Below are 19,240 nucleotides of genomic sequence, written 5' to 3' on the forward strand. Positions count from 1 at the left end.
AGATGGGAATAAACATAGGAGTTATTGGAGGCGGAACAATGGGAAGTGGTATAGCACAAGTTGCTGCCACAGCTGGTTGTAACGTAAAATTATATGATACAAATCAAGCAGCTTTAGATAAAGCCAAAGCTGCTTTAGAAAAAATATTAAATCGTTTAATTGAAAAAAAACGAATTGACGCTGACGAAAAAAACCGAATTCAGAAGAATATCTCTTATGTAAACAATCTAAAAGATTTATCAGATTCAAACTTAACTATTGAAGCAATTATTGAAAATCTTGATATCAAGAAAAAGGTGTTTTCAGAATTAGAAACTTACGTCGCAGATGATTGTATTATAGCATCAAACACCTCTAGTTTATCTATAGCGTCTATTGCGGCATCATTACAAAAACCAGAACGTTGTATCGGAATTCATTTTTTCAACCCAGCACCTTTAATGAAATTGGTTGAAGTAATTCCTGCTATTCAAACTTCAAAAGACGTTCTTGAAACATCAATTCAGATAATTAAAGATTGGAAAAAAGTAGTCGCAGTTGCTAAGGATACACCAGGTTTTATTGTAAACAGAGTAGCAAGACCATTTTATGGCGAAGCATTACGAATCTATGAAGAAGGAATCGCTGATTTTGCAACAATAGATTGGAGTCTAAAAACACTTGGTGGTTTCAGAATGGGACCGTTTGAATTAATGGATTTTATAGGAAACGATGTTAACTATGTGGTAACTGAAACTGTTTTTACAGCGTTCTACTTTGACCCAAGATATAAACCCTCATTAACCCAAAAACGTTTTTATGAAGCAGGTTATTTTGGAAGAAAATCAGGCAAAGGCTATTACGATTATGATGCAAACGGAAAGATAGTTCAACGCCATTCTAAAATGGTTTCAGAAAATCAAAAAACTAAGATTGGTGAGCAGATTTTCAACCGCGTCTTAGTGATGTTAATTAACGAAGCTGCGGATGCATTATTTTTAAACGTTGCCACAGCAGAAGATATTGATAATGCCATGACTAAAGGAGTGAATTATCCAAAAGGATTACTAGCTTGGGCAGATGAAAAAGGGATTGATTGGTGTGTATCACAATTAGATGGCTTATATAATGAATACCACGAAGACAGATACCGCTGTAGTCCATTATTACGAAAAATGAATAAAGAAAATAATACGTTTTTTTAATCTTCTGGATTGTTCCCTTGAGGGGACTTTAGGGGTGTTTTAAAATTGAAGAATAATTAATAAGGTTTCCACTTTCGTGGAAGTGAATATGAAAGGAGAACAAATTCCATATAAAATGTTAAGTCAAGATGCCTACAGTCAATGGCTAGGAATAGAAATCCTTGAATGTGAAATTGGCAGATGCAAAGTCGGAATGACTATCAGAAAAGACATGCTAAATAGCATGAACAAAGCACATGGTGGCATCAGTTATTCATTAGCAGATACGGCATTTGGTTTTGCCGCAAATACACATGGGAAATATGCAGTTTCTATTGAAACAAGTATAAATCATATTGAAGCTTTAGATGAAGGCGATTATATAATGGCAGAATCTGTAATAGAAACTGTAAAAAATAAATTAGGTTTCAATATTATTGAAGTGAAACGTGGTGAAGAATTGGTTGCACTTTTTAAAGGTGTTGTTTATCGAACACAAAAAGATTGGGAATAAAATTCCTGCAAAGGCAGGAATCTCTTAACAAAATGACAATAAATTTTGATTAAGAAAAAACATAACAACTAAGTGCGTTGGGGATTGAAGTGACATCCTTTTTAGAGGTACGAGAAAAAGATATAACGAAAAGCCAGACTTTTTGTGGTCCTGCGAGGTTTTTAAAACCTCGTAGGTGTGAATAAAAAGTAACGCCATAATAAATATAAATATTAATTTGAAATGGAAGTTTTATTTTCGACTTCAATTTCAATTTCAATTTCAAATATGGAAGCATACATAATAGACGGCATCAGAACACCAATAGGAAACTACAAAGGCACATTATCTGCCGTTCGAACAGACGATTTAGGTGCTCTAGTAATTGCAGAAATCGTAAAACGAAACCCAAACATCCCAAAAGAAGCCTATGACGATGTCATTATGGGTTGCGCCAACCAAGCAGGAGAAGACAATCGTAACGTTGCACGTATGTCATCACTCTTAGCAGGCTTGCCATTTACAGTACCTGGAGAGACAGTTAATAGATTGTGTAGCTCAGGATTATCTGCAATCATTCACGCCAATCGTGCCATAAAAGCAGGAGATGGAGATGTTTTTATTTCAGGTGGAATGGAGAATATGACTCGTGGGCCTTATGTCATGGCAAAACCATCAACTGCATTTGGAGGTGATTCGAAACTATACGATTCTACATTTGGATGGCGTTTTATCAATCCGAAAATGCAAAAAATGTATGGAACTGATGGTATGGGGAATACTGCCGAAAATTTAGTAGAGAAATATAATATATCACGAGAAGACCAAGATAAGTTTGCGTATTGGAGTCAAATGAAAGCCGCCAAAGCACAAGAGAACGGACGATTAGCAAAAGAAATAGTTACAGTAGAAATTCCACAACGAAAAAAAGACCCAATCCAATTTTCAAGAGACGAATTTGTAAAGCCAAATTCATCATTAGAAATATTAGGTAAATTAAGAGCCGCTTTTAAAAAAGAAGGAGGAAGTGTAACTGCAGGAAACTCTTCAGGATTAAACGATGGAGCAGCTGCAACAATTATAGCATCAGAAGATGCCGTAAAAAAATACAATCTAAAACCATTGGCAAGAATCGTAAGTTCTGCGGTGGTTGGCGTAGAACCACGAATTATGGGAATTGGCCCTGTTCAAGCCTCAAATAAAGCTTTAGAAAAAGCAGGCTTGACTATGAAGGATATGGATGTCATTGAGCTTAACGAAGCGTTTGCAGCACAAGCTTTGGCATGTACAAGAGCTTGGGGATTAGCAGATAACGATCCACGATTAAATCCAAATGGAGGTTCCATTGCGATTGGCCATCCGCTCGGAGTTACAGGAGCGAGAGTTACGTATTCAGCAGCTTTAGAGTTGCAGGAAACCAATAAGCGCTATGCCCTAATAACGATGTGCATTGGTGTAGGTCAAGGCTATGCTTGCGTTATTGAAAATGTGAGTAAATAGAATAATTTGGGCGTTACCACAAGGGTCGCGCTTTCACTACTCGCTCTTTTTGCGAAAAGCAAAAAGGAGCTCAAACAGGCCGTTCAATCGCTAACGCGGACTTACTCGGTTGTATAAGACCTCACAGGTTTCAAAAACCTGTGAGGTCTCAAATAAGCTAAAGTATCGCAAGGTTTCAAAAACCTTGTAAGTATTTTAAAATAGAAGTCTAATTAATGAGATACCCACTTTCGTGGGCATTAGTATGAAAAAAATACAACATTACGTCCAAGGAAACTGGACCACAGGAAAAGAAGAAGGTGCACCAATCCTAGACGCCATAACAGGAGAAGCTTTTACAAGCGTTGCAACCGAAGGTTTAGATATTCCTGAAATTCTAAACTACGGACGTACAAAAGGAGGAGAAGTGCTTCGTAAAATGACCTTTCAAGAGCGAGGTAATATGCTTAAAAGGCTAGCATTATATCTTACAAAAAGAAAGAATACCTTTTATGATTTAAGTTATAGAACAGGTGCAACAAAAGTAGATAGTTGGATTGATATCGAAGGTGGTTTTGGAAACCTATTCGCAAATGCCTCATTACGTAAACTATTTCCAAACCAACCCTATCATGTAGAAGGCGATGCTATCGATTTATCTCGTGGTGGCCGTTTTATGGCTCATCATATTATGGTGCCCAAAAAAGGAGTTGCTGTTCATATTAATGCTTTCAACTTTCCAGTTTGGGGTATGTTAGAAAAATGTGCAGTCAATTGGATGGCTGGAGTTCCGGCTGTGGTTCTACCGGCACCTTCATCATCGTATTTAGCAGAAGCGGTTGCAAAAGAAATTATTGCATCAGGCATTTTACCAGAAGGAGCACTTCAAATTATAAACGGAACGGTTAAAACCATTTTAGATACGGTTGAGTCTCAAGACGTCGTCACTTTTACAGGTTCTGCGCAAACAGGACGTTTATTAAAAGCACATCCAAGATTAATTCAAGAATCTGTGCCATTCACAATGGAAGCCGATTCACTAAACGCGTCTATTTTAGGAGAAGATGCCATTCCTGGAACACCAGAATTCGACTTGTTTATAAAAGAAGTTAGAAAAGAAATGACGGTTAAAGCTGGCCAAAAATGTACAGCGATTCGTCGTATTATCGTTCCAGAAAATTTAATTGATGATGTTCAAGCGTCTTTAAGTAAAGCCTTAGATAAAGTGACTATTGGTGACCCAAGACTCAAAGAAGTACGAATGGGCTCTTTAGTAAGTCATCAGCAAGTACAAGCGGTTAGAGATTCGGTAAACGATTTGGCGAAAGAAGCACAAATCGTTTATGGCAGTTTAGACAAAATAGAAACGATTGGAGCAGATGCAAAAAAAGGAGCATTTGCGAGTCCAATTTTGTTAAGAGCAGACCATCCGTTTCAAAATACAATCATACATGAGCGTGAAGCATTTGGACCAGTCAGTACCATAATGCCATATAAAAATTTAGAGGAAGCCATCACTTTGGCCCAGATGGGTAAAGGCTCTTTAGTATCATCAATTGCGACTAATGATGATAAAATTGCTAAAGATTATGTTATAAATGCAGCAAGTCATCATGGTCGAATCATGGTGATTAATCGCGATATGGCTAAAGAAAGTACAGGTCATGGTTCACCGTTACCTTATTTAGTTCATGGAGGTCCAGGACGTGCAGGTGGTGGCGAAGAAATGGGAGGCATGCGAGGCATTAAACATTATTTACAACGTACGGCCATCCAAGGATCACCAACAACGATTACTGAAATTACAGGAATTTATCAGCAAAACGCAAAATATAAGGAAGCAGAAATGCATCCGTTTAAATACCATTGGGAAGACATTCAGCCTGGAATGTCAATGAAAACACATAACCGTACATTTACGGACACGGATATTATTAATTTTTCAAACCTCACTTGGGACCATTTCTATGCACATACAGATATTACATCTTTAGATGGAAGTATTTTTGAGAAACGAACGGCACATGGCTATTTCATCATTTCAGCAGCAGCAGGATTATTTGTATATCCGAATAAAGGACCCGTTTCTGCTAATTACGGATTAGAAGAATGCAGATTTTTACGTCCATTATATCATAACGATACGATTTACGTGCGTTTAACATGTCAGCAAAAAGTAGATCGCGATGTCGCTTCTGCAGAACATCCAAGCGGCATTGTAAAGTGGTATGCAGAAATTTTTGATGCTAATACTGATGAGAAAGTCGCATTTGTGACCGTCTTGACAATGGTGCAGAAAAAGCAAGCCATTTTTACTGAAATGACGGAAGATAAAATCAACGACTGTCTTTCAGCATTAAAAGAAGATGCAAAACCAAAATGGGGAATCATGACACCACAGCACATGATTGAACATTTAGAATACACCTATAAAATCGCCTCAGGAGAAATTCAAGATTTTGAAATCGCTACACCAGAAAAGATTTTAGATAAAGTTCATAACAGTTTATGGAATTATGATAAATTTCCAAAGAATTCTCAATTCCCGCAACTAGAAAAAGATACTTTAGAGCCTCTAAAGCATTCAGATTTAGAGACAGCAATCGAAAAATTCAAAGCACAACGAAAAAAATATTTAGAGTATTTCAAGGAACATCCCGAAGCTAAATTAAAAAACTTAGTTTTTGGTGAATTAAATAAGTATGAATCTTATTTATTAGAACGCAAGCATTTAAATCATCACTTTGAACAGTTTGGATTAATATAAAAGAGATTTCAGACCTTTCAGGTTTTCAAAACCTGAAAGGTCTTTATTCGAGTAAAAAATCAAGTTAAATACCAACCTGCAAGGTTTCTAAAACCTTGTAGGTTTCAATAAAAGTAAAATAACATGAGTGAACCTTACGTTAAATTAAACATACAAAACGAAGTAGGATACATCGAATTTTTTCATCCTGCCCACAACTCTTTGCCAGGAGATGTTTTAGCTAAATTAGCAAACATAATTACCGAAGCTGGTCAAAACAATGCCATTAAAGTCATTGTTTTAAAGAGTGGAGGTGACCGCACATTTTGCGCTGGCGCAAGCTTTACAGAGTTAATTAATATCAATGATGCAGCAACTGGTAAAGTTTTCTTTTCGGGATTTGCAAATGTGATTAACGCCATGCGAAAATGCCCTAAATTTATTATCGGACGCATACAAGGTAAAACCGTCGGAGGAGGCGTTGGTCTTGCAGCTGCAACAGATTATTGTATGGCGACAAAATTTGCGTCAATTAAATTAAGTGAACTCAATATTGGTATTGGGCCATTCGTGGTTGGACCAGCAATTGAGCGTAAAATGGGATTAAGTGCCATGTCGCAAATCGCCATTGACGCCAATACATTTTATTCACCAGAATTCGCAAAGCAAAAAGGCTTATTCACGCACGTTTTTGATACTACTGCTGAATTAGACGACGCTGTAAAAACAACAGCAGAGCATTTGTGCACTTATAATGTTGAAGCGATGTTAGAAATGAAAAAAGTATTTTGGAAAGGTACAGATGATTGGGACGAGCTATTAGCTGAAAGAGCAGAAACAAGTGGGAGATTAGTGTTGAGTGATTTTACTAAAGAGAAATTGAAAACTTATAAGTAAAAGTAGCAGCCCATCCTAACCTTCCCAGAGGGAAGGAACTGATTATGAAAACTAAATATTAAAAATATATGAGTAAGCAGACAACATTATTTTTCCCATCTAGGGAAATTAAAAGGGGCTGTCAAATAGTTTATCCTGCAAGGTTTTAAAAACCTTGTAGGTATTTTAGAATTTTCTTTAATCAACGCAAAAATGAAAAATGGCAGTTTATAGTTTCAAAGGTTACACACCAGTTGTTCACGAATCCAGTTTCGTGCATCCCTTAGCAGCCGTAACAGGAAACGTCATCATTGGTAAAAACTGTTACATCGGACCTGGTGCTGCAATTCGTGGCGATTGGGGACAAATTATATTAGAAGACGGTGTAAACGTACAAGAAAACTGCACAGTCCACATGTTTCCAGGAAAATCTATTACACTAAAAGAAAGTGCACATGTTGGTCATGGCGCCATTATTCACGGTGCTAACTTAGGTCGAAATTGTCTCATCGGTATGAATACCGTTATTATGGATGATGCCCAAATTGGAGACGAAAGTATCGTTGGAGCTATGGCGTTTGTAAAAGCAGAAACTATAATTCCTAAACGAAGTCTGGTCGTTGGTAATCCAGCAAAAGTGATTAAGCAAGTGAGCGATGAAATGATAGCTTGGAAAACAAAAGGAACGCAACTGTACCAGCAATTGCCAAAAGATTGTCACGAGTCACTAAAAGAAGTTGAGCCACTTAGAGAAGTTCCTGAGACTATGAAAGTACAAGACGATGTGTATCAAACATTGAGAGACACTTTTAAAAAATAGATTTAAATTTTATTACTGCAATTTTTTTTAAGATGGTGTTTGTAATTTTCATCTGAGTGGATTGTCCCCTTGAGGGGACTTTAGGGGTGTTTGAATTTACATCACACTACTCAAATCTATTGCATTAGTCTCTTTTCCTGTAGACAAAGCAATCAAACTTTGAACATTTCCTAAGTAAGGCAATAATGTCAATTTCGAAATAATAAACGTTTCATAAGCTTCAATATCTTCAACAATGAGCTTCAATAGGTAGTCAAAATTTCCACTGACTCTGTGACATTCTACAACCTCAGGAAAATTATTGATTTCCTTCACAAACTTTTCTAAATAACTTCGCGTATGACCTTGCAAGGTTATCCCAATAAAAACCGTCAGTTTTAAACCTATTTTCTTATTATCTAAAACCGCAACGTATTTTTTAATACAGCCTTCTTTTTCAAGTTTTTTAATACGTTCAAAAATTGGTGAAGTGGTCATACCAAGTTCTTTAGCAATACTTTTAGTAGTGCGATTGCTATCTTTTTGAAGTATACTAAGCAGTTGTGTGTCAATCTTGTCTAAAGAATGTCCCATGAGAAAATAACATTTTATTATAGCTCAAATATATAAATTAAAAGGAAAATATACTTAATAATTTAAATTAAACAGAATTATATTCTTTTATGATTTAATTTAAAAGTTTTTAACGATTGTTAATGCTTGTATGTCTTATCTTTATTTCTTAGAATTAAAACAGATTTATCTTGGAGAGTTTCGAATTGAAAATGCCTAAAATGGGTGAGAGTATTACAGAAGGAACAATTATTAATTGGTTGATCTCTGAAGGTGATGCATTTGAAGAAGGCGATATTATTCTTGAAGTTGCAACAGATAAAGTCGATAACGAAGTGCCTGCGCCAGCATCAGGAACTTTAGTGAAAACGCTTTTTCAGGCTAAAGACGTTGTGCCTGTAGGTGAGGTTATGGCAATTTTAGAAGTTTCAGAAGTGTCTAACGCATCTGCTAAAAAGTCTGTCCCGTCGAGCACAGTCGAGACGTCTCAAAAAATAGAAAAGGATAAAAGACCTAGAGCAACTAAGCTAGCTTCAGTTGCTAATACTCAATTTGTTTCTTCCCCTTTGGGGAAGTCAGATAGGGCTTCTTTATTCTTTTCACCATTAATCATAGAAATCGCAAAAACGCATCATATTAGTTACGAAGAATTAGCACGAATTCCAGCAACAGGGAATGAAGGCAGACTGCGTAAAAGTGATGTTTTTCAATACATAGAAGACGGCAGACCCTTTCAGTTTGCACAACCTATTCAACAAGACCCAACAGCATATCGTATTCCACAATTAAAATTTGACAAAGGCAAAGGTAAGGTCATTGAAATGGACCGCATGCGTCAAATGATTGCAGACCACATGGTGTATTCAAAACATACATCACCACATGTCACAGCTTATGTTGAAGCCGATTTAACCAACATGGTCAATTGGAGAAATGCAAACAAAGTAGCGTTTCAAGAAAAGCATGGAGAACGCTTAACCTTTACCCCTTTGTTTGTTGAAGCGGTTGCAAAAGCAGTCAAAGATTTCCCAAATATAAATGCATCAGTAGATGGCAGTACTATCATTGTAAAAGAAAATATCAATATTGGTATGGCAACAGCCTTACCAAGCGGTAACTTAATTGTTCCTGTGGTTAAAAATGCAGATACTAAAGACTTAAAAACCATTGCAGCTAATGTCAATGAACTCTCTGGTAAAGCAAGAGAGAATAAATTAGGTGCCGATGATATAAAGGGAAGCACATTCACAATTTCCAACGTAGGAACTTTTGGAAGCATCATGGGAACACCAATTATAAATCAACCCGAAGTTGCCATTTTAGCATTGGGAATCATAAAAAAACGTCCAGAAGTTATCGAAACTGAAAACGGTGACGAAATCGCCATTAGAAGTATGATGTATCTCTCATTATCGTTTGATCACAGAGTGGTTGATGGCTTTTTAGGAGGAAGTTTTGTGAGAAGAGTTGCTGATTATTTTGAACAGTTTGATGTAAATAGAAAAATATAAATTATACGGTCACTTCGAGTGAATCTGAGGCACGAAGATTTGTATCGAGAAGTCATCAAAAAGTTCTCGATACATCACGCCCAAAAGCGTAACACTCGAACTGACGAAATAGATAAAAATTATGAAACCTAACATTTCAATAACCAAAGTAGAAAAATCTAGAGTAGATACTTTAGACTTCAACAATATACCATTAGGAACCACATTCACAGACCACATGTTTATATGTGATTATGAAAATGGAGAATGGACAGATGCCAGAATTACCCCTATGGGAATGATACCAACACATCCAGCGGCAATGGCATTGCATTACGGACAAGCCATTTTTGAAGGTATGAAAGCTTATAAAGATACCGAAGGCAAACCAATGCTATTTCGCCCAGAGCAAAATGCGAAACGATTAAATAAAAGTGCAGACCGCATGGGAATGCCTAATGTACCCGAAGATTTATTTGTAGAAGGATTAAAAGAATTGGTAGGCTTAGAACATAATTGGATTCCGCCACAGCAAGGAAGTGCTTTGTACTTAAGACCATTTATGTACGCAGATGAGCCCTTTATAGGTATGCGCGCAGCCACACATTACAAGTTTATAATTATGGCATCACCAGCAGGACCATTTTTTAGCAAACGCATAAAATTATGGGCAGAAAAGCAGTTCATTAGAGCAGCGCAAGGTGGAACAGGAGAAGCAAAAGCCGCAGGAAATTATGCAGCTGCAATTCGCCCAACGGAGTTAGCAAAAGCCAAAGGTTACGACCAAGTATTATGGTTAGATGCTGCCGAGCATGAGTATATTCAAGAAGTCGGCACCATGAACATTTTCTTCAAAATAAACGGAGAATTTATCACACCAGAATTGGATGGTTCAGTCTTGCATGGCATCACAAGAGCAAGTATTATTGAAATGCTTAAGGCTATGAATTACAACGTAACAGAACGAAAAATCACGATTACCGAAATTAAAGAAGCGTCTAAAAACGGAACACTAGAAGAAGCGTTTGGCACAGGCACAGCGGTTGGTATAGCATACATTCAAGACATTGGATTAGAAGGTGAAACCATTCACGTATCAGATGAAAGTCCGGTGGGATTAGAAGTTAATGATACGTTGAATGCTATTAAAACAGGTCAGATCAAAGATAAGTTTGGTTGGATGACTAAGGTAGAAAAAGAATTTAGTTAGATTTATTTGGGCGTTACCACAAGGGTCGGGCTTTTCACTATATCTTTTTTGCTTTTAATGGCAAAAAAGGATGCCGTTTCAATCCCTAACGCAGACGGACAATTGAGCAAAGACCTCAGAGGTTTTTAAAACCTGTGAGGTCTCAAAACAGAAAAGAAAAAGATACTGAAACAACTTCAGCATAAAATGAAAAAAGAAACACTAAAAAAAGGATTTTCAAAACTCTGTACAGCAAAAGCTATGACAGAATTGTACGAAGCTAATTTCAAACAAGTTTCAAAATATGTACATGCAACATCACGCGGGCATGAGGCTATTCAAATTGCTTTAGGCTTACAATTATTACCGCAAGATTATGCATTTCCTTATTACAGAGATGACGCTATGTTATTATCATTTGGTTTAGAACCTTATGATTTAATGTTGCAATTACTAGCTAAAAAAGATGACCCCTTTTCTGCGGGACGAAGTTATTATTCGCACCCAAGTTTAAAGGATGATGACAAGCCAAAAATTCCGCATCAATCTTCAGCAACAGGTATGCAGGCGATTCCTGCGACAGGAGTTGCTATGGGAATGCAGTATAAAGAATTACAAGGGTTAAATGATAGTTCAATAGATAATCCAATTTCAGTATGTTCACTTGGTGACGCATCAGTTACCGAAGGTGAAATAGCAGAAGCATTTCAAATGGCAGCTCTGAAACAAATGCCAATTCTATATTTAGTTCAAGATAATGGTTGGGATATTTCAGCTAACGCAGCCGAAACTAGAGCCCAAAATGCTTACGAATATGCACAAGGCTTTCATGGTTTAGAAGCCATAACTATTGATGGTGCAAACTTTACAGAAAGTTATGAAGCCTTAGAAAAAGTTATAGAAACTATACGAACAGAGCGTCGTCCATTTTTAGTTCATGCTAAAGTTCCATTACTAAATCACCATACTTCTGGTGTGCGTATGGAATGGTATCGTGATGATTTGGAAGAAGCACGTTCTAGAGATCCATATCCAGTTTTAAAGCAACAATTAGTAGATGCTGGTTTTTCAGAAACTGAGATTAACGAAATTGAGACCTCTGCCTACGCAGAGGTGCAAGTAGATTTTGAAAAAGCATTAAAAGCTGAAGATCCAAAGCCCGAAGATTTATTTACAAACGATTTTATAACAACACCAATAACCGAAGAAAAAGGAATACGTGCACCAGAAGGGGCAGAGAAGGTAGTGATGGTAGATTGTGCCTTATTCGCGGTTGAAGAACTGATGAAAGCGCACAAAGAATGTTTATTATACGGACAGGATGTTGGTGGGCGACTTGGTGGAGTGTTTAGAGAAGCAGCCACCTTAGCCCAAAAGTTTGGTGATGACAGAGTATTCAACACACCTATACAAGAAGCGTTTATTGTGGGTTCTACTGTCGGAATGAGTGCAGTAGGCTTAAAACCAATTGTTGAGGTTCAGTTTGCAGATTATATTTGGCCTGGTTTAAATCAGTTATTTACCGAAGTGAGTCGTAGTTGTTATTTATCTAATGGAAAATGGCCTGTGAGTATGATTCTCAGAGTACCTATTGGTGCTTATGGAAGTGGTGGACCTTACCATTCCTCATCAGTAGAAAGTGTGATTACAAATATTCGCGGTATAAAAATTGCCTATCCAAGTAATGGTGCCGATTTAAAAGGCTTAATGAAAGCGGCTTATTACGATCCTAATCCTGTAGTGATTTTAGAACACAAAGGCTTGTATTGGTCTAAAGTACCAGGAACAAAAGGCGCAACGTCTATTGAGCCAAGTGAAGATTATGTTTTGCCATTTGGTAAAGCATGGGTACTACAAGAAATCTGGAAACAAGAAAAGTTAGAAACACTTACAATCGTAACTTACGGAATGGGAGTGCATTGGGCAATGAACGCTTCAGAAGAATTAGGAATGCAGAATCAAATAGAGATTATTGATTTACGTACACTTTACCCTTTAGATGAAGACACGATTATGACATCCGTTAAAAAAACTGGAAAGTGCCTAGTGGTTACAGAAGAACCTTCTAACAATAGTTTCGCTAGAGCTTTGGCAGGGAAAATTCAAGAAGAATGCTTTAAATATATAGATGCACCAGTAATGACTATTGGTAGTGAGAATATGCCAGCGATTCCGTTAAATTCGACTTTGGAGCAAACTATAATTCCTTCTACTGAGAAAGTTAAAGTTAAGATTGAAGCTTTATTAGATTATTAGGTTATTAGGTTAACGTGCGACTCCGCTGGAGTCGTACTCCAAGCTTGATGATTTTTTTATAAACATTTGATGCCGCTGGCATCATATACTGCTAACATTAGATTCGGTTGACACTAGTATGTGACTTCAAAGATTGACAATCAACTTGATTTTGTCTCGCAATTAAGAAAAGACTCCCAAACGTCATTCCATAGGGATGAAACATTTATAAAAAACGTACAGTTTTACTTTCGACTCCAGCGGAGTCGAACCAATCATGACCATTGGTAGTGAAAATATGCTGGCAATGCCTTTAAATTCCACTTTAGAGCATACTATAATTACCTCTGCTGAAAAGGTGAAGGTTAAAATAGAGCAGTTATTAAATTATTAAGTTAACGTGCGACTCCGCTGGAGTCGTACTCCAAACTTGATAATTTCTTTTATAAACATTTGATGCCGCTGGCATCATCTACTAATAACATTAGATTCGGTTGACACTAGCCTGTGACTTCAAACTTTGCCAATCAACATGGTTTGTCTCGCAATTTAGAAAAGGCTCCAAACGTCATCCCAGAAGGATGAAACGTTTGTAAAAAAAGCCCTAATCAAAAATAGATTAAGGCTTTTTAAACTCAAATAATGAACCGTTTTAATCGATATCAAAACGGACTCCGACCGAAATATTATTCTGATTTACCAACTGGTCTTGAAACAAAGGATTAAGATCATACTTTACATATAAAGAAACTTCATCTATACCGATGTAACCACTTAATCCGTAAATAAAAGGACTCACTTCATAATTACCACGTTGCTTGTCTTTTTCGCGTTCACCATCTACTTTATATTTAATTTTTTGCATGTTGCCAATGTTTACACCTGCGTAACCACCTAAACCTATTTTCAATTTATTGTGTTTAGAATATCTAAAATAATCGTCTTTTTCAATTTTCTTAGATGGGCCAAATTCTATATGCATTGGAAACACCAAATTTGTGCTTCTAAATTTCACCTTATTAACATTTAAAGGGAATTCTTCCAAGTTAATAGCTCCATTTGTATTTACTAAATACTGATTATCTTTAATATTTAATTTATTCCATTGTATTGAAAGTCCATATTTCAACCTCCAAAAATTATTATTTTTAAAAATCCTTGTGTTAAGCGTGTAACCCCATTCAATAAATCCAGAACCACCTAATTTATAAGGAGAATCTTCTAAAGCCTGTCCCTCAATTATGGTATTGTTAAATCCAAACGCCCAAACATTTTCTCCAAATGTTCTCTGATCATATTTTTTTGACTTCTTTTCGTCCGAATCCAGATTTACACGCACTCCACTAGACCCAATACTCACCTCTATTCTATCTTGTTCCTCTGTATTGTATTGGTCATCATCATAACCATTTCTTTTCAGTAACTCAATTTTTTGATCGATAATCGCTACTCGGTTTTCAATATTTAATGCTGCTATTTTAGCTGCTTCCTTTTTTAAGTTTTCAGCTTCTTCCGCTGTAATTTCCTTATTATCTAATTGCTTATTTATTTTTGAAATTTTACTTTTAAGAATATCCTTTTCTTGATCTTCTACTTCCGCTCTACCCTTTTCTAGTTGGCTGATTTTGTAATCTACTTTTTCCTTTCTAATGGAATCTGCTTCCTTGTTTTGTGCTTGCACGTTTGAAAATAATGATGCTATTAATAAGCAAACTACTACTCTTGTAATTGTATTCATAACTGTTCGTTTTTTTTTGATGCTGAAGTTAGTTCAGCACCTCTTGATTAATGATTATTGATGTTTACTTCGGCTACGCTCAGCAACCTAATTTAATTTATTCTTTATCAGAACTCCCACTCCATGATTTAAAAACCCTTAGTTGTTTCGGTTAACCACAGCGGTTTTTATAGTTTTATAACTTTCTTCCAACGCCTTAAATACTCTACCTCTATACGATTGTCCCATTTCGTCCTCAACACTTTCTAAGAGCGAATTAACATCTACGGTTCTAGTGGTTTCCGTATTTAATTTTTCTTTAAGAAGTTCCTTTTGCGCTACTTTTAATAGCGAATCTATTTCTCTATTAGTCACTCCGATTTCTTTATTTTTTGAATCTTGATTGGCAATTACCATAGCTTCTTTTACGGAAGCAGTATCAATTATTATCACTTGTTTATTTGAATTATTATTCTGAATTATTGAATTCTTATTTTTGTTCAATTCATTTTGCGATGCTAATTGTATTGATTTGTCTGCTTTACGCCTAATTTGGTTTTTAGTGCTTACAAGTTCTGATTCATTTTTAAGTGATGAAGGAGTTTCACTACTTTCCAATGTATTGTTTACACTATCAATTTCAACAGCCAATTCAATGGCAATATTTCCTTTTGATTCTCGTTGATTTTCATCTAACAATTCCTCTAAATTATTTTCTTTGACCATTTGAGGCATTACCGTTTCTGATTCTTCTGAATTGAAAAACTGTACCGTTATGGCCATCATAATCAATAAACCCGCAGCAATACTTAACCACCAGTATATCCCTTTTCTAGATTTGTTTTCGTCAGCATCTAAACGCTCATTTAATTGAGACCAACTGTTAGATGATGGTGGCAATTTGCGCTCTTCGAGCTTATGCTTTATATTTTCTTCAAATTTAATTGGAGCCATAACTATTGTTATTTAATTCTTTAAGTTTCTTTTGAAGCATTTGTCGTGCTTTAAATAATTGTGATTTTGATGTACCTTCTGAGATATTAAGTAGTTCTGCAATTTCTTGATGCTTGTACCCTTCTATCGCATACATTACAAATACCATTCGGTAACCTTCTGGTAAACTATCTATAAGCTGCTGTATTTCTGCAACTTCAATATTACTTTTAATGTTATTAGAATAATCATGCTCTAAATACGCATCTTCCGCTGCAAACTCAATCTGCTTTTTTTGTCTTAAATACGAAATGGATTCTCTTACCATAATCCGTCTTATCCAGCCTTCAAAACTACCTTCGTTCTTAAATGTTTTTAAGTATTTAAAGACTTTAAAAAAGCCATTCAACATGACCTCTTCTGCCTGATGTACGTCTTTGATATAATATCTGCAAACACTTAGCATTTTAGGCGCATGACACTCGTACAATACATGTTGTGCTTCACGATTTTGTTTCGCAGCGCGCTGTATGAGTTTTTTCTCATTCCGATACATATCGGAATTATGAAATTGAATAACTTTCATGGTCTGGTTTAAATTCTGAATATGCTCAAGAGCCTTTCTATTTATAAAGACGCAAACATTTGTATAAAGGTTGCTTAGGAAGGCAAAAAAAATCCAATTAAATTATAACTAATTGTTTTTCAGCAATATATATGTATATGTTTTTTTTGAGTTTTTAAAAGATAACCTTGTTTTTAATGAAAAAACTTATTTCTTTCTCTCAATAACATAATCTACCATCATCTTAAGAGATGCTCTGTATGGTGATTCTGGGTAAGTATCGAGAAGATTTAAAGCTTCTTCTTGAAAGGCTTTCATTTTAGAAACAGCGTAGTCTAACCCACCCTTCTGTTTTACAAAAGTAATAACCTCTTTAACACGGTTTTTATCCTTGTTGTAATTTTTAACCGAATTAATCAGCCAAGATTTTTCCTTTTTGGAACAATTATTTAAAACATAAATTAAAGGCAACGTCATCTTTTGCTCCTTAATATCGATGCCTGTTGGTTTTCCGATAGCTTCATTACCATAATCAAACAAATCATCTTTAATCTGAAAAGCCATACCAATTAACTCACCGAATTTGCGCATCGTTTCTACGGCTGGAGAATTTGGTTTTACAGAAGCAGCACCAAGACTGCAACACGCAGCAATTAGAGTGGCTGTTTTTTGCCTGATAATGTCATAATAAATGTCTTCTGTAATATCGAGTTGTCTCGCTTTTTCAATTTGAAGCAGTTCTCCTTCGCTCATTTCGCGTACAGCCACGGAGATGATTTTTAACAGATCAAAATCATTATTGTCTATAGACAGTAAAAGTCCTTTAGATAGCAAAAAATCACCAATAAGCACGGCTATTTTATTTTTCCAAAGCGCATTAATTGAGAAGAACCCACGTCTTCGGTTACTATCATCTACCACATCATCATGAACCAATGTAGCGGTATGAATTAACTCTATAACAGATGCGCCTCTATAAGTACGCTCGCTAACTTCTCCATTATTCATCATTTTTGCGACCAAAAACACAAACATAGGTCGCATTTGTTTGCCTTTTCGGTTAACTATATAATGCGTAATCCGATTAAGCAGTGCAACCTTACTCACCATAGAAAGTTGGAACTTTTTTTCAAAAAGATCCATCTCGTAGGCTATAGGTTGTTTTATCTGTTCGGTTACTTTCATTTATACATGCAAGTTATACTGAAAAAAGTGATTCTTAAAATTGAAAATTATACATTTATTAATATCGTATTAAACAAGAAGATTCCTGCCTTCGCAGGAATTTGCCATCTCGTAGGCTCTGGGATGTTTTATCTGTTTGATTACTTTCATTGTTTACATTAACAATGTAAAATTACAAATTCTGTAAGCTATTTATTGTTAAAAATGTAATTATAGTATTTTAACTTTTCCTCGTCGTAATTATTTGTAACTTTAAAGCAATTAATCTAAAAATAAAACACATGAAAAAAATTACTTTTTTAATTACATTTTTGTTTACGTCATGCTTAATGTTTGGGCAAGTCGTACTAACAGAAGACTTTGAATCTGGCTTAACTGTTCCTTCTGGTTGGATTGTTGAAGATTTGGCAACTCCTCCTAACGGTGAAGTATGGACTATAGAAACAGGTGGTGAAGCCGGTGGATTTACAGCAGGAAACACTTTAGTTTATGATAATGGTGGTGCTGGTAATTATGCAACAATGGATAGTGATGGCTACGGTAATAATGGCACGGCAGAATCTACAACTCTAACCAGTCCTGTATTTGATTGTTCTAATTTAACATCAGTAACACTAAGTTTTGATACATTCTATAATGGAAATTTTGGTGGTCTTGGAGTTATAGAAGCTTTTAATGGTACCTCTTGGGTGAATGTTCAAACATATGCTACGCAAGCAGGTCAAACGCCTAGCACAACTGTTGGAGGAGGACAATTATTTGATATTCCAGCTTTAGTAGGAGTAAGCAACGCACAAATTAGATTTGTATGGACCGGTAACTGGTCAATTTCTTGGTCTATTGATAACATATCTGTTTTTCAATGTACCGTTAGTGCACCAGGCGGAGTTAGCGCCATATCACCTGCTGATGGTGCTGTTGATATAGATATCAATTATGGTGATCCTAATAGTGTAGGACCTATTGAATGGGCACCGTCAATGACTGGAGGTTTGCCTGATTCTTATAACATTAATTTAGGAATTACAGCAACTGGCGATGATATTGGATCAATTGCAGGATTTGACATTGGAGGAGCTGTCCTTTTTGATTTTCAACCTAATACAACTTACTTTTGGTCTATTGATGCTGTAAATTGTGCTGGTACTACCACAAGCCCTGTATTTAGTTTTACAACGTCAGCCTGTACAGAAACAGCTGCACCTGTAGCTTCTAGTGCTCCAGTACCTGCCGATGCAGCCGTTGACGTAACTTTACAAGCTCCAGCCGCAGCTGCTACTTTTAATTGGGCTGCGACTGCACCTGATGACACTTATATTCTTAATCTAGGAAGTGCAAATCCACCAACTCAATCTTTTAACAATTTTGAAAATGGTGGCGAAATTACAGGCCTAGCAGTAAGTACAACTTACTTTTGGAGTGTTGATGTCGTAAATTGTTTTGGAATTACACCTGGTCCTGTTTGGAGTTTTACAACAGACGCAGTATTAGGTGTTGAAGATAATACTTTAACAACATTTAGTGTTTATCCAAACCCGACGTCTAACGTTTTAAATATTAAATCGTCACAAGATGTTGATAATGTATCAGTATTTAACTTGTTAGGACAGAATGTTGCAAGTTTCAGTAAAAATGAAATCATCAATTCATCTGTTGATTTATCTGAATTATCAGAAGGGCTTTACCTAGTAAAGATTACATCTGGTGATAAAACACAAACACTTAGAGTTACTAAGAAATAACATAAGTTCATAAAATTAGAAAAAGCGGCCAATGGCCGCTTTTTTTATACGTTAA

At 36.0% G+C, this 19,240-nt stretch carries 15 protein-coding genes; 10 read left to right on the top strand and 5 right to left on the bottom strand.

Features of this window, described 5'->3' with window-relative positions; translation table 11 throughout:
• The first annotated feature begins 8 nt into the window (after nt 1-8).
• From AB8B52_RS06160 to AB8B52_RS06185, 6 genes are all read left to right on the top strand, one after another.
• Complete coding sequence (locus tag AB8B52_RS06160; protein WP_406026315.1) at nt 9-1,184, top strand: 3-hydroxyacyl-CoA dehydrogenase NAD-binding domain-containing protein; 1,176 nt, start codon at nt 9-11, stop codon at nt 1,182-1,184.
• 88 nt (nt 1,185-1,272) lie between these two features.
• On the top strand, nt 1,273-1,677 hold the full coding sequence (locus AB8B52_RS06165) for a hotdog fold thioesterase (protein ID WP_406026258.1): 405 nt from the start codon (nt 1,273-1,275) through the stop codon (nt 1,675-1,677).
• Between the two features lie 267 nt (nt 1,678-1,944).
• Nucleotides 1,945-3,156, top strand: coding sequence for a 3-oxoadipyl-CoA thiolase (gene pcaF / locus AB8B52_RS06170; protein ID WP_406026260.1), 1,212 nt, complete (start codon nt 1,945-1,947; stop codon nt 3,154-3,156).
• Between the two features lie 244 nt (nt 3,157-3,400).
• Complete coding sequence (gene paaZ, locus AB8B52_RS06175) at nt 3,401-5,902, top strand: phenylacetic acid degradation bifunctional protein PaaZ (RefSeq protein WP_406026262.1); 2,502 nt, start codon at nt 3,401-3,403, stop codon at nt 5,900-5,902.
• 123 nt (nt 5,903-6,025) lie between these two features.
• Entirely contained in the window at nt 6,026-6,778 is a 753-nt protein-coding gene (locus AB8B52_RS06180) for an enoyl-CoA hydratase/isomerase family protein (protein WP_406026264.1), read from the top strand.
• Nucleotides 6,779-6,977: 199 nt separating this feature from the next.
• A complete protein-coding gene (locus AB8B52_RS06185; protein WP_406026266.1) occupies nt 6,978-7,577 on the top strand; it encodes a transferase hexapeptide repeat family protein in 600 nt (199 codons plus the stop codon).
• Nucleotides 7,578-7,673: 96 nt separating this feature from the next.
• Here the strand turns inward: AB8B52_RS06185 and AB8B52_RS06190 are convergent, their stop codons facing one another.
• Nucleotides 7,674-8,150, bottom strand: a complete 477-nt coding sequence (locus tag AB8B52_RS06190; protein WP_406026268.1) for an Lrp/AsnC family transcriptional regulator — start codon at nt 8,148-8,150, stop codon at nt 7,674-7,676.
• A 200-nt stretch (nt 8,151-8,350) separates the two neighbouring features.
• Here AB8B52_RS06190 and AB8B52_RS06195 point away from each other — a divergent pair, with 200 nt between their 5' ends.
• From AB8B52_RS06195 to AB8B52_RS06205, 3 genes are all read left to right on the top strand, one after another.
• Nucleotides 8,351-9,640 (top strand): dihydrolipoamide acetyltransferase family protein, encoded by a 1,290-nt coding sequence (locus tag AB8B52_RS06195; RefSeq protein WP_406026269.1) that lies wholly within the window; start codon nt 8,351-8,353, stop codon nt 9,638-9,640.
• A gap of 121 nt (nt 9,641-9,761) precedes the next feature.
• Nucleotides 9,762-10,829: a branched-chain amino acid aminotransferase gene (locus tag AB8B52_RS06200; RefSeq protein ID WP_406026271.1), complete on the top strand. Its 1,068-nt coding sequence runs from the start codon at nt 9,762-9,764 to the stop codon at nt 10,827-10,829.
• Between the two features lie 186 nt (nt 10,830-11,015).
• Complete coding sequence (locus tag AB8B52_RS06205) at nt 11,016-13,064, top strand: thiamine pyrophosphate-dependent enzyme (protein WP_406026273.1); 2,049 nt, start codon at nt 11,016-11,018, stop codon at nt 13,062-13,064.
• Nucleotides 13,065-13,695: 631 nt separating this feature from the next.
• Here AB8B52_RS06205 and AB8B52_RS06210 read toward each other — a convergent pair.
• From AB8B52_RS06210 to AB8B52_RS06225, 4 genes are all read right to left on the bottom strand, one after another.
• Nucleotides 13,696-14,781: a hypothetical protein gene (locus tag AB8B52_RS06210; protein ID WP_406026275.1), complete on the bottom strand. Its 1,086-nt coding sequence runs from the start codon at nt 14,779-14,781 to the stop codon at nt 13,696-13,698.
• A 138-nt stretch (nt 14,782-14,919) separates the two neighbouring features.
• Entirely contained in the window at nt 14,920-15,714 is a 795-nt protein-coding gene (locus AB8B52_RS06215) for a hypothetical protein (RefSeq protein WP_406026276.1), read from the bottom strand.
• Entirely contained in the window at nt 15,701-16,279 is a 579-nt protein-coding gene (locus AB8B52_RS06220; protein WP_406026278.1) for an RNA polymerase sigma factor, read from the bottom strand. The genes AB8B52_RS06215 and AB8B52_RS06220 overlap by 14 nt, the downstream gene beginning before the upstream one ends.
• A 186-nt stretch (nt 16,280-16,465) precedes the next feature.
• Nucleotides 16,466-17,443 (bottom strand): polyprenyl synthetase family protein, encoded by a 978-nt coding sequence (locus AB8B52_RS06225; RefSeq protein ID WP_406026280.1) that lies wholly within the window; start codon nt 17,441-17,443, stop codon nt 16,466-16,468.
• A 281-nt stretch (nt 17,444-17,724) separates the two neighbouring features.
• Between AB8B52_RS06225 and AB8B52_RS06230 the strand changes: the two genes are divergently transcribed.
• Entirely contained in the window at nt 17,725-19,185 is a 1,461-nt protein-coding gene (locus tag AB8B52_RS06230; protein WP_406026282.1) for a T9SS type A sorting domain-containing protein, read from the top strand.
• The last annotated feature ends 55 nt before the right edge of the window (nt 19,186-19,240 follow it).

Origin of the sequence: Winogradskyella sp. (assembly GCF_045105575.1) — a bacterium.
Lineage (GTDB): Bacteria > Bacteroidota > Bacteroidia > Flavobacteriales > Flavobacteriaceae > Winogradskyella.

Bases quoted from the DNA above. Each gene is read 5' to 3' on its own strand.
- AB8B52_RS06165 (WP_406026258.1), top strand. From the start codon at position 1,273: ATGAAAGGAGAACAAATTCCATATAAAATGTTAAGTCAAGATGCCTAC.
- pcaF (WP_406026260.1), top strand. From the start codon at position 1,945: ATGGAAGCATACATAATAGACGGCATCAGAACACCAATAGGAAACTAC.
- paaZ (WP_406026262.1), top strand. From the start codon at position 3,401: ATGAAAAAAATACAACATTACGTCCAAGGAAACTGGACCACAGGAAAA.
- AB8B52_RS06180 (WP_406026264.1), top strand. From the start codon at position 6,026: ATGAGTGAACCTTACGTTAAATTAAACATACAAAACGAAGTAGGATAC.
- AB8B52_RS06185 (WP_406026266.1), top strand. From the start codon at position 6,978: ATGGCAGTTTATAGTTTCAAAGGTTACACACCAGTTGTTCACGAATCC.
- AB8B52_RS06190 (WP_406026268.1), bottom strand. From the start codon at position 8,150: ATGGGACATTCTTTAGACAAGATTGACACACAACTGCTTAGTATACTT.
- AB8B52_RS06195 (WP_406026269.1), top strand. From the start codon at position 8,351: ATGGGTGAGAGTATTACAGAAGGAACAATTATTAATTGGTTGATCTCT.
- AB8B52_RS06200 (WP_406026271.1), top strand. From the start codon at position 9,762: ATGAAACCTAACATTTCAATAACCAAAGTAGAAAAATCTAGAGTAGAT.
- AB8B52_RS06205 (WP_406026273.1), top strand. From the start codon at position 11,016: ATGAAAAAAGAAACACTAAAAAAAGGATTTTCAAAACTCTGTACAGCA.
- AB8B52_RS06210 (WP_406026275.1), bottom strand. From the start codon at position 14,781: ATGAATACAATTACAAGAGTAGTAGTTTGCTTATTAATAGCATCATTA.
- AB8B52_RS06215 (WP_406026276.1), bottom strand. From the start codon at position 15,714: ATGGCTCCAATTAAATTTGAAGAAAATATAAAGCATAAGCTCGAAGAG.
- AB8B52_RS06220 (WP_406026278.1), bottom strand. From the start codon at position 16,279: ATGAAAGTTATTCAATTTCATAATTCCGATATGTATCGGAATGAGAAA.
- AB8B52_RS06225 (WP_406026280.1), bottom strand. From the start codon at position 17,443: ATGAAAGTAACCGAACAGATAAAACAACCTATAGCCTACGAGATGGAT.
- AB8B52_RS06230 (WP_406026282.1), top strand. From the start codon at position 17,725: ATGAAAAAAATTACTTTTTTAATTACATTTTTGTTTACGTCATGCTTA.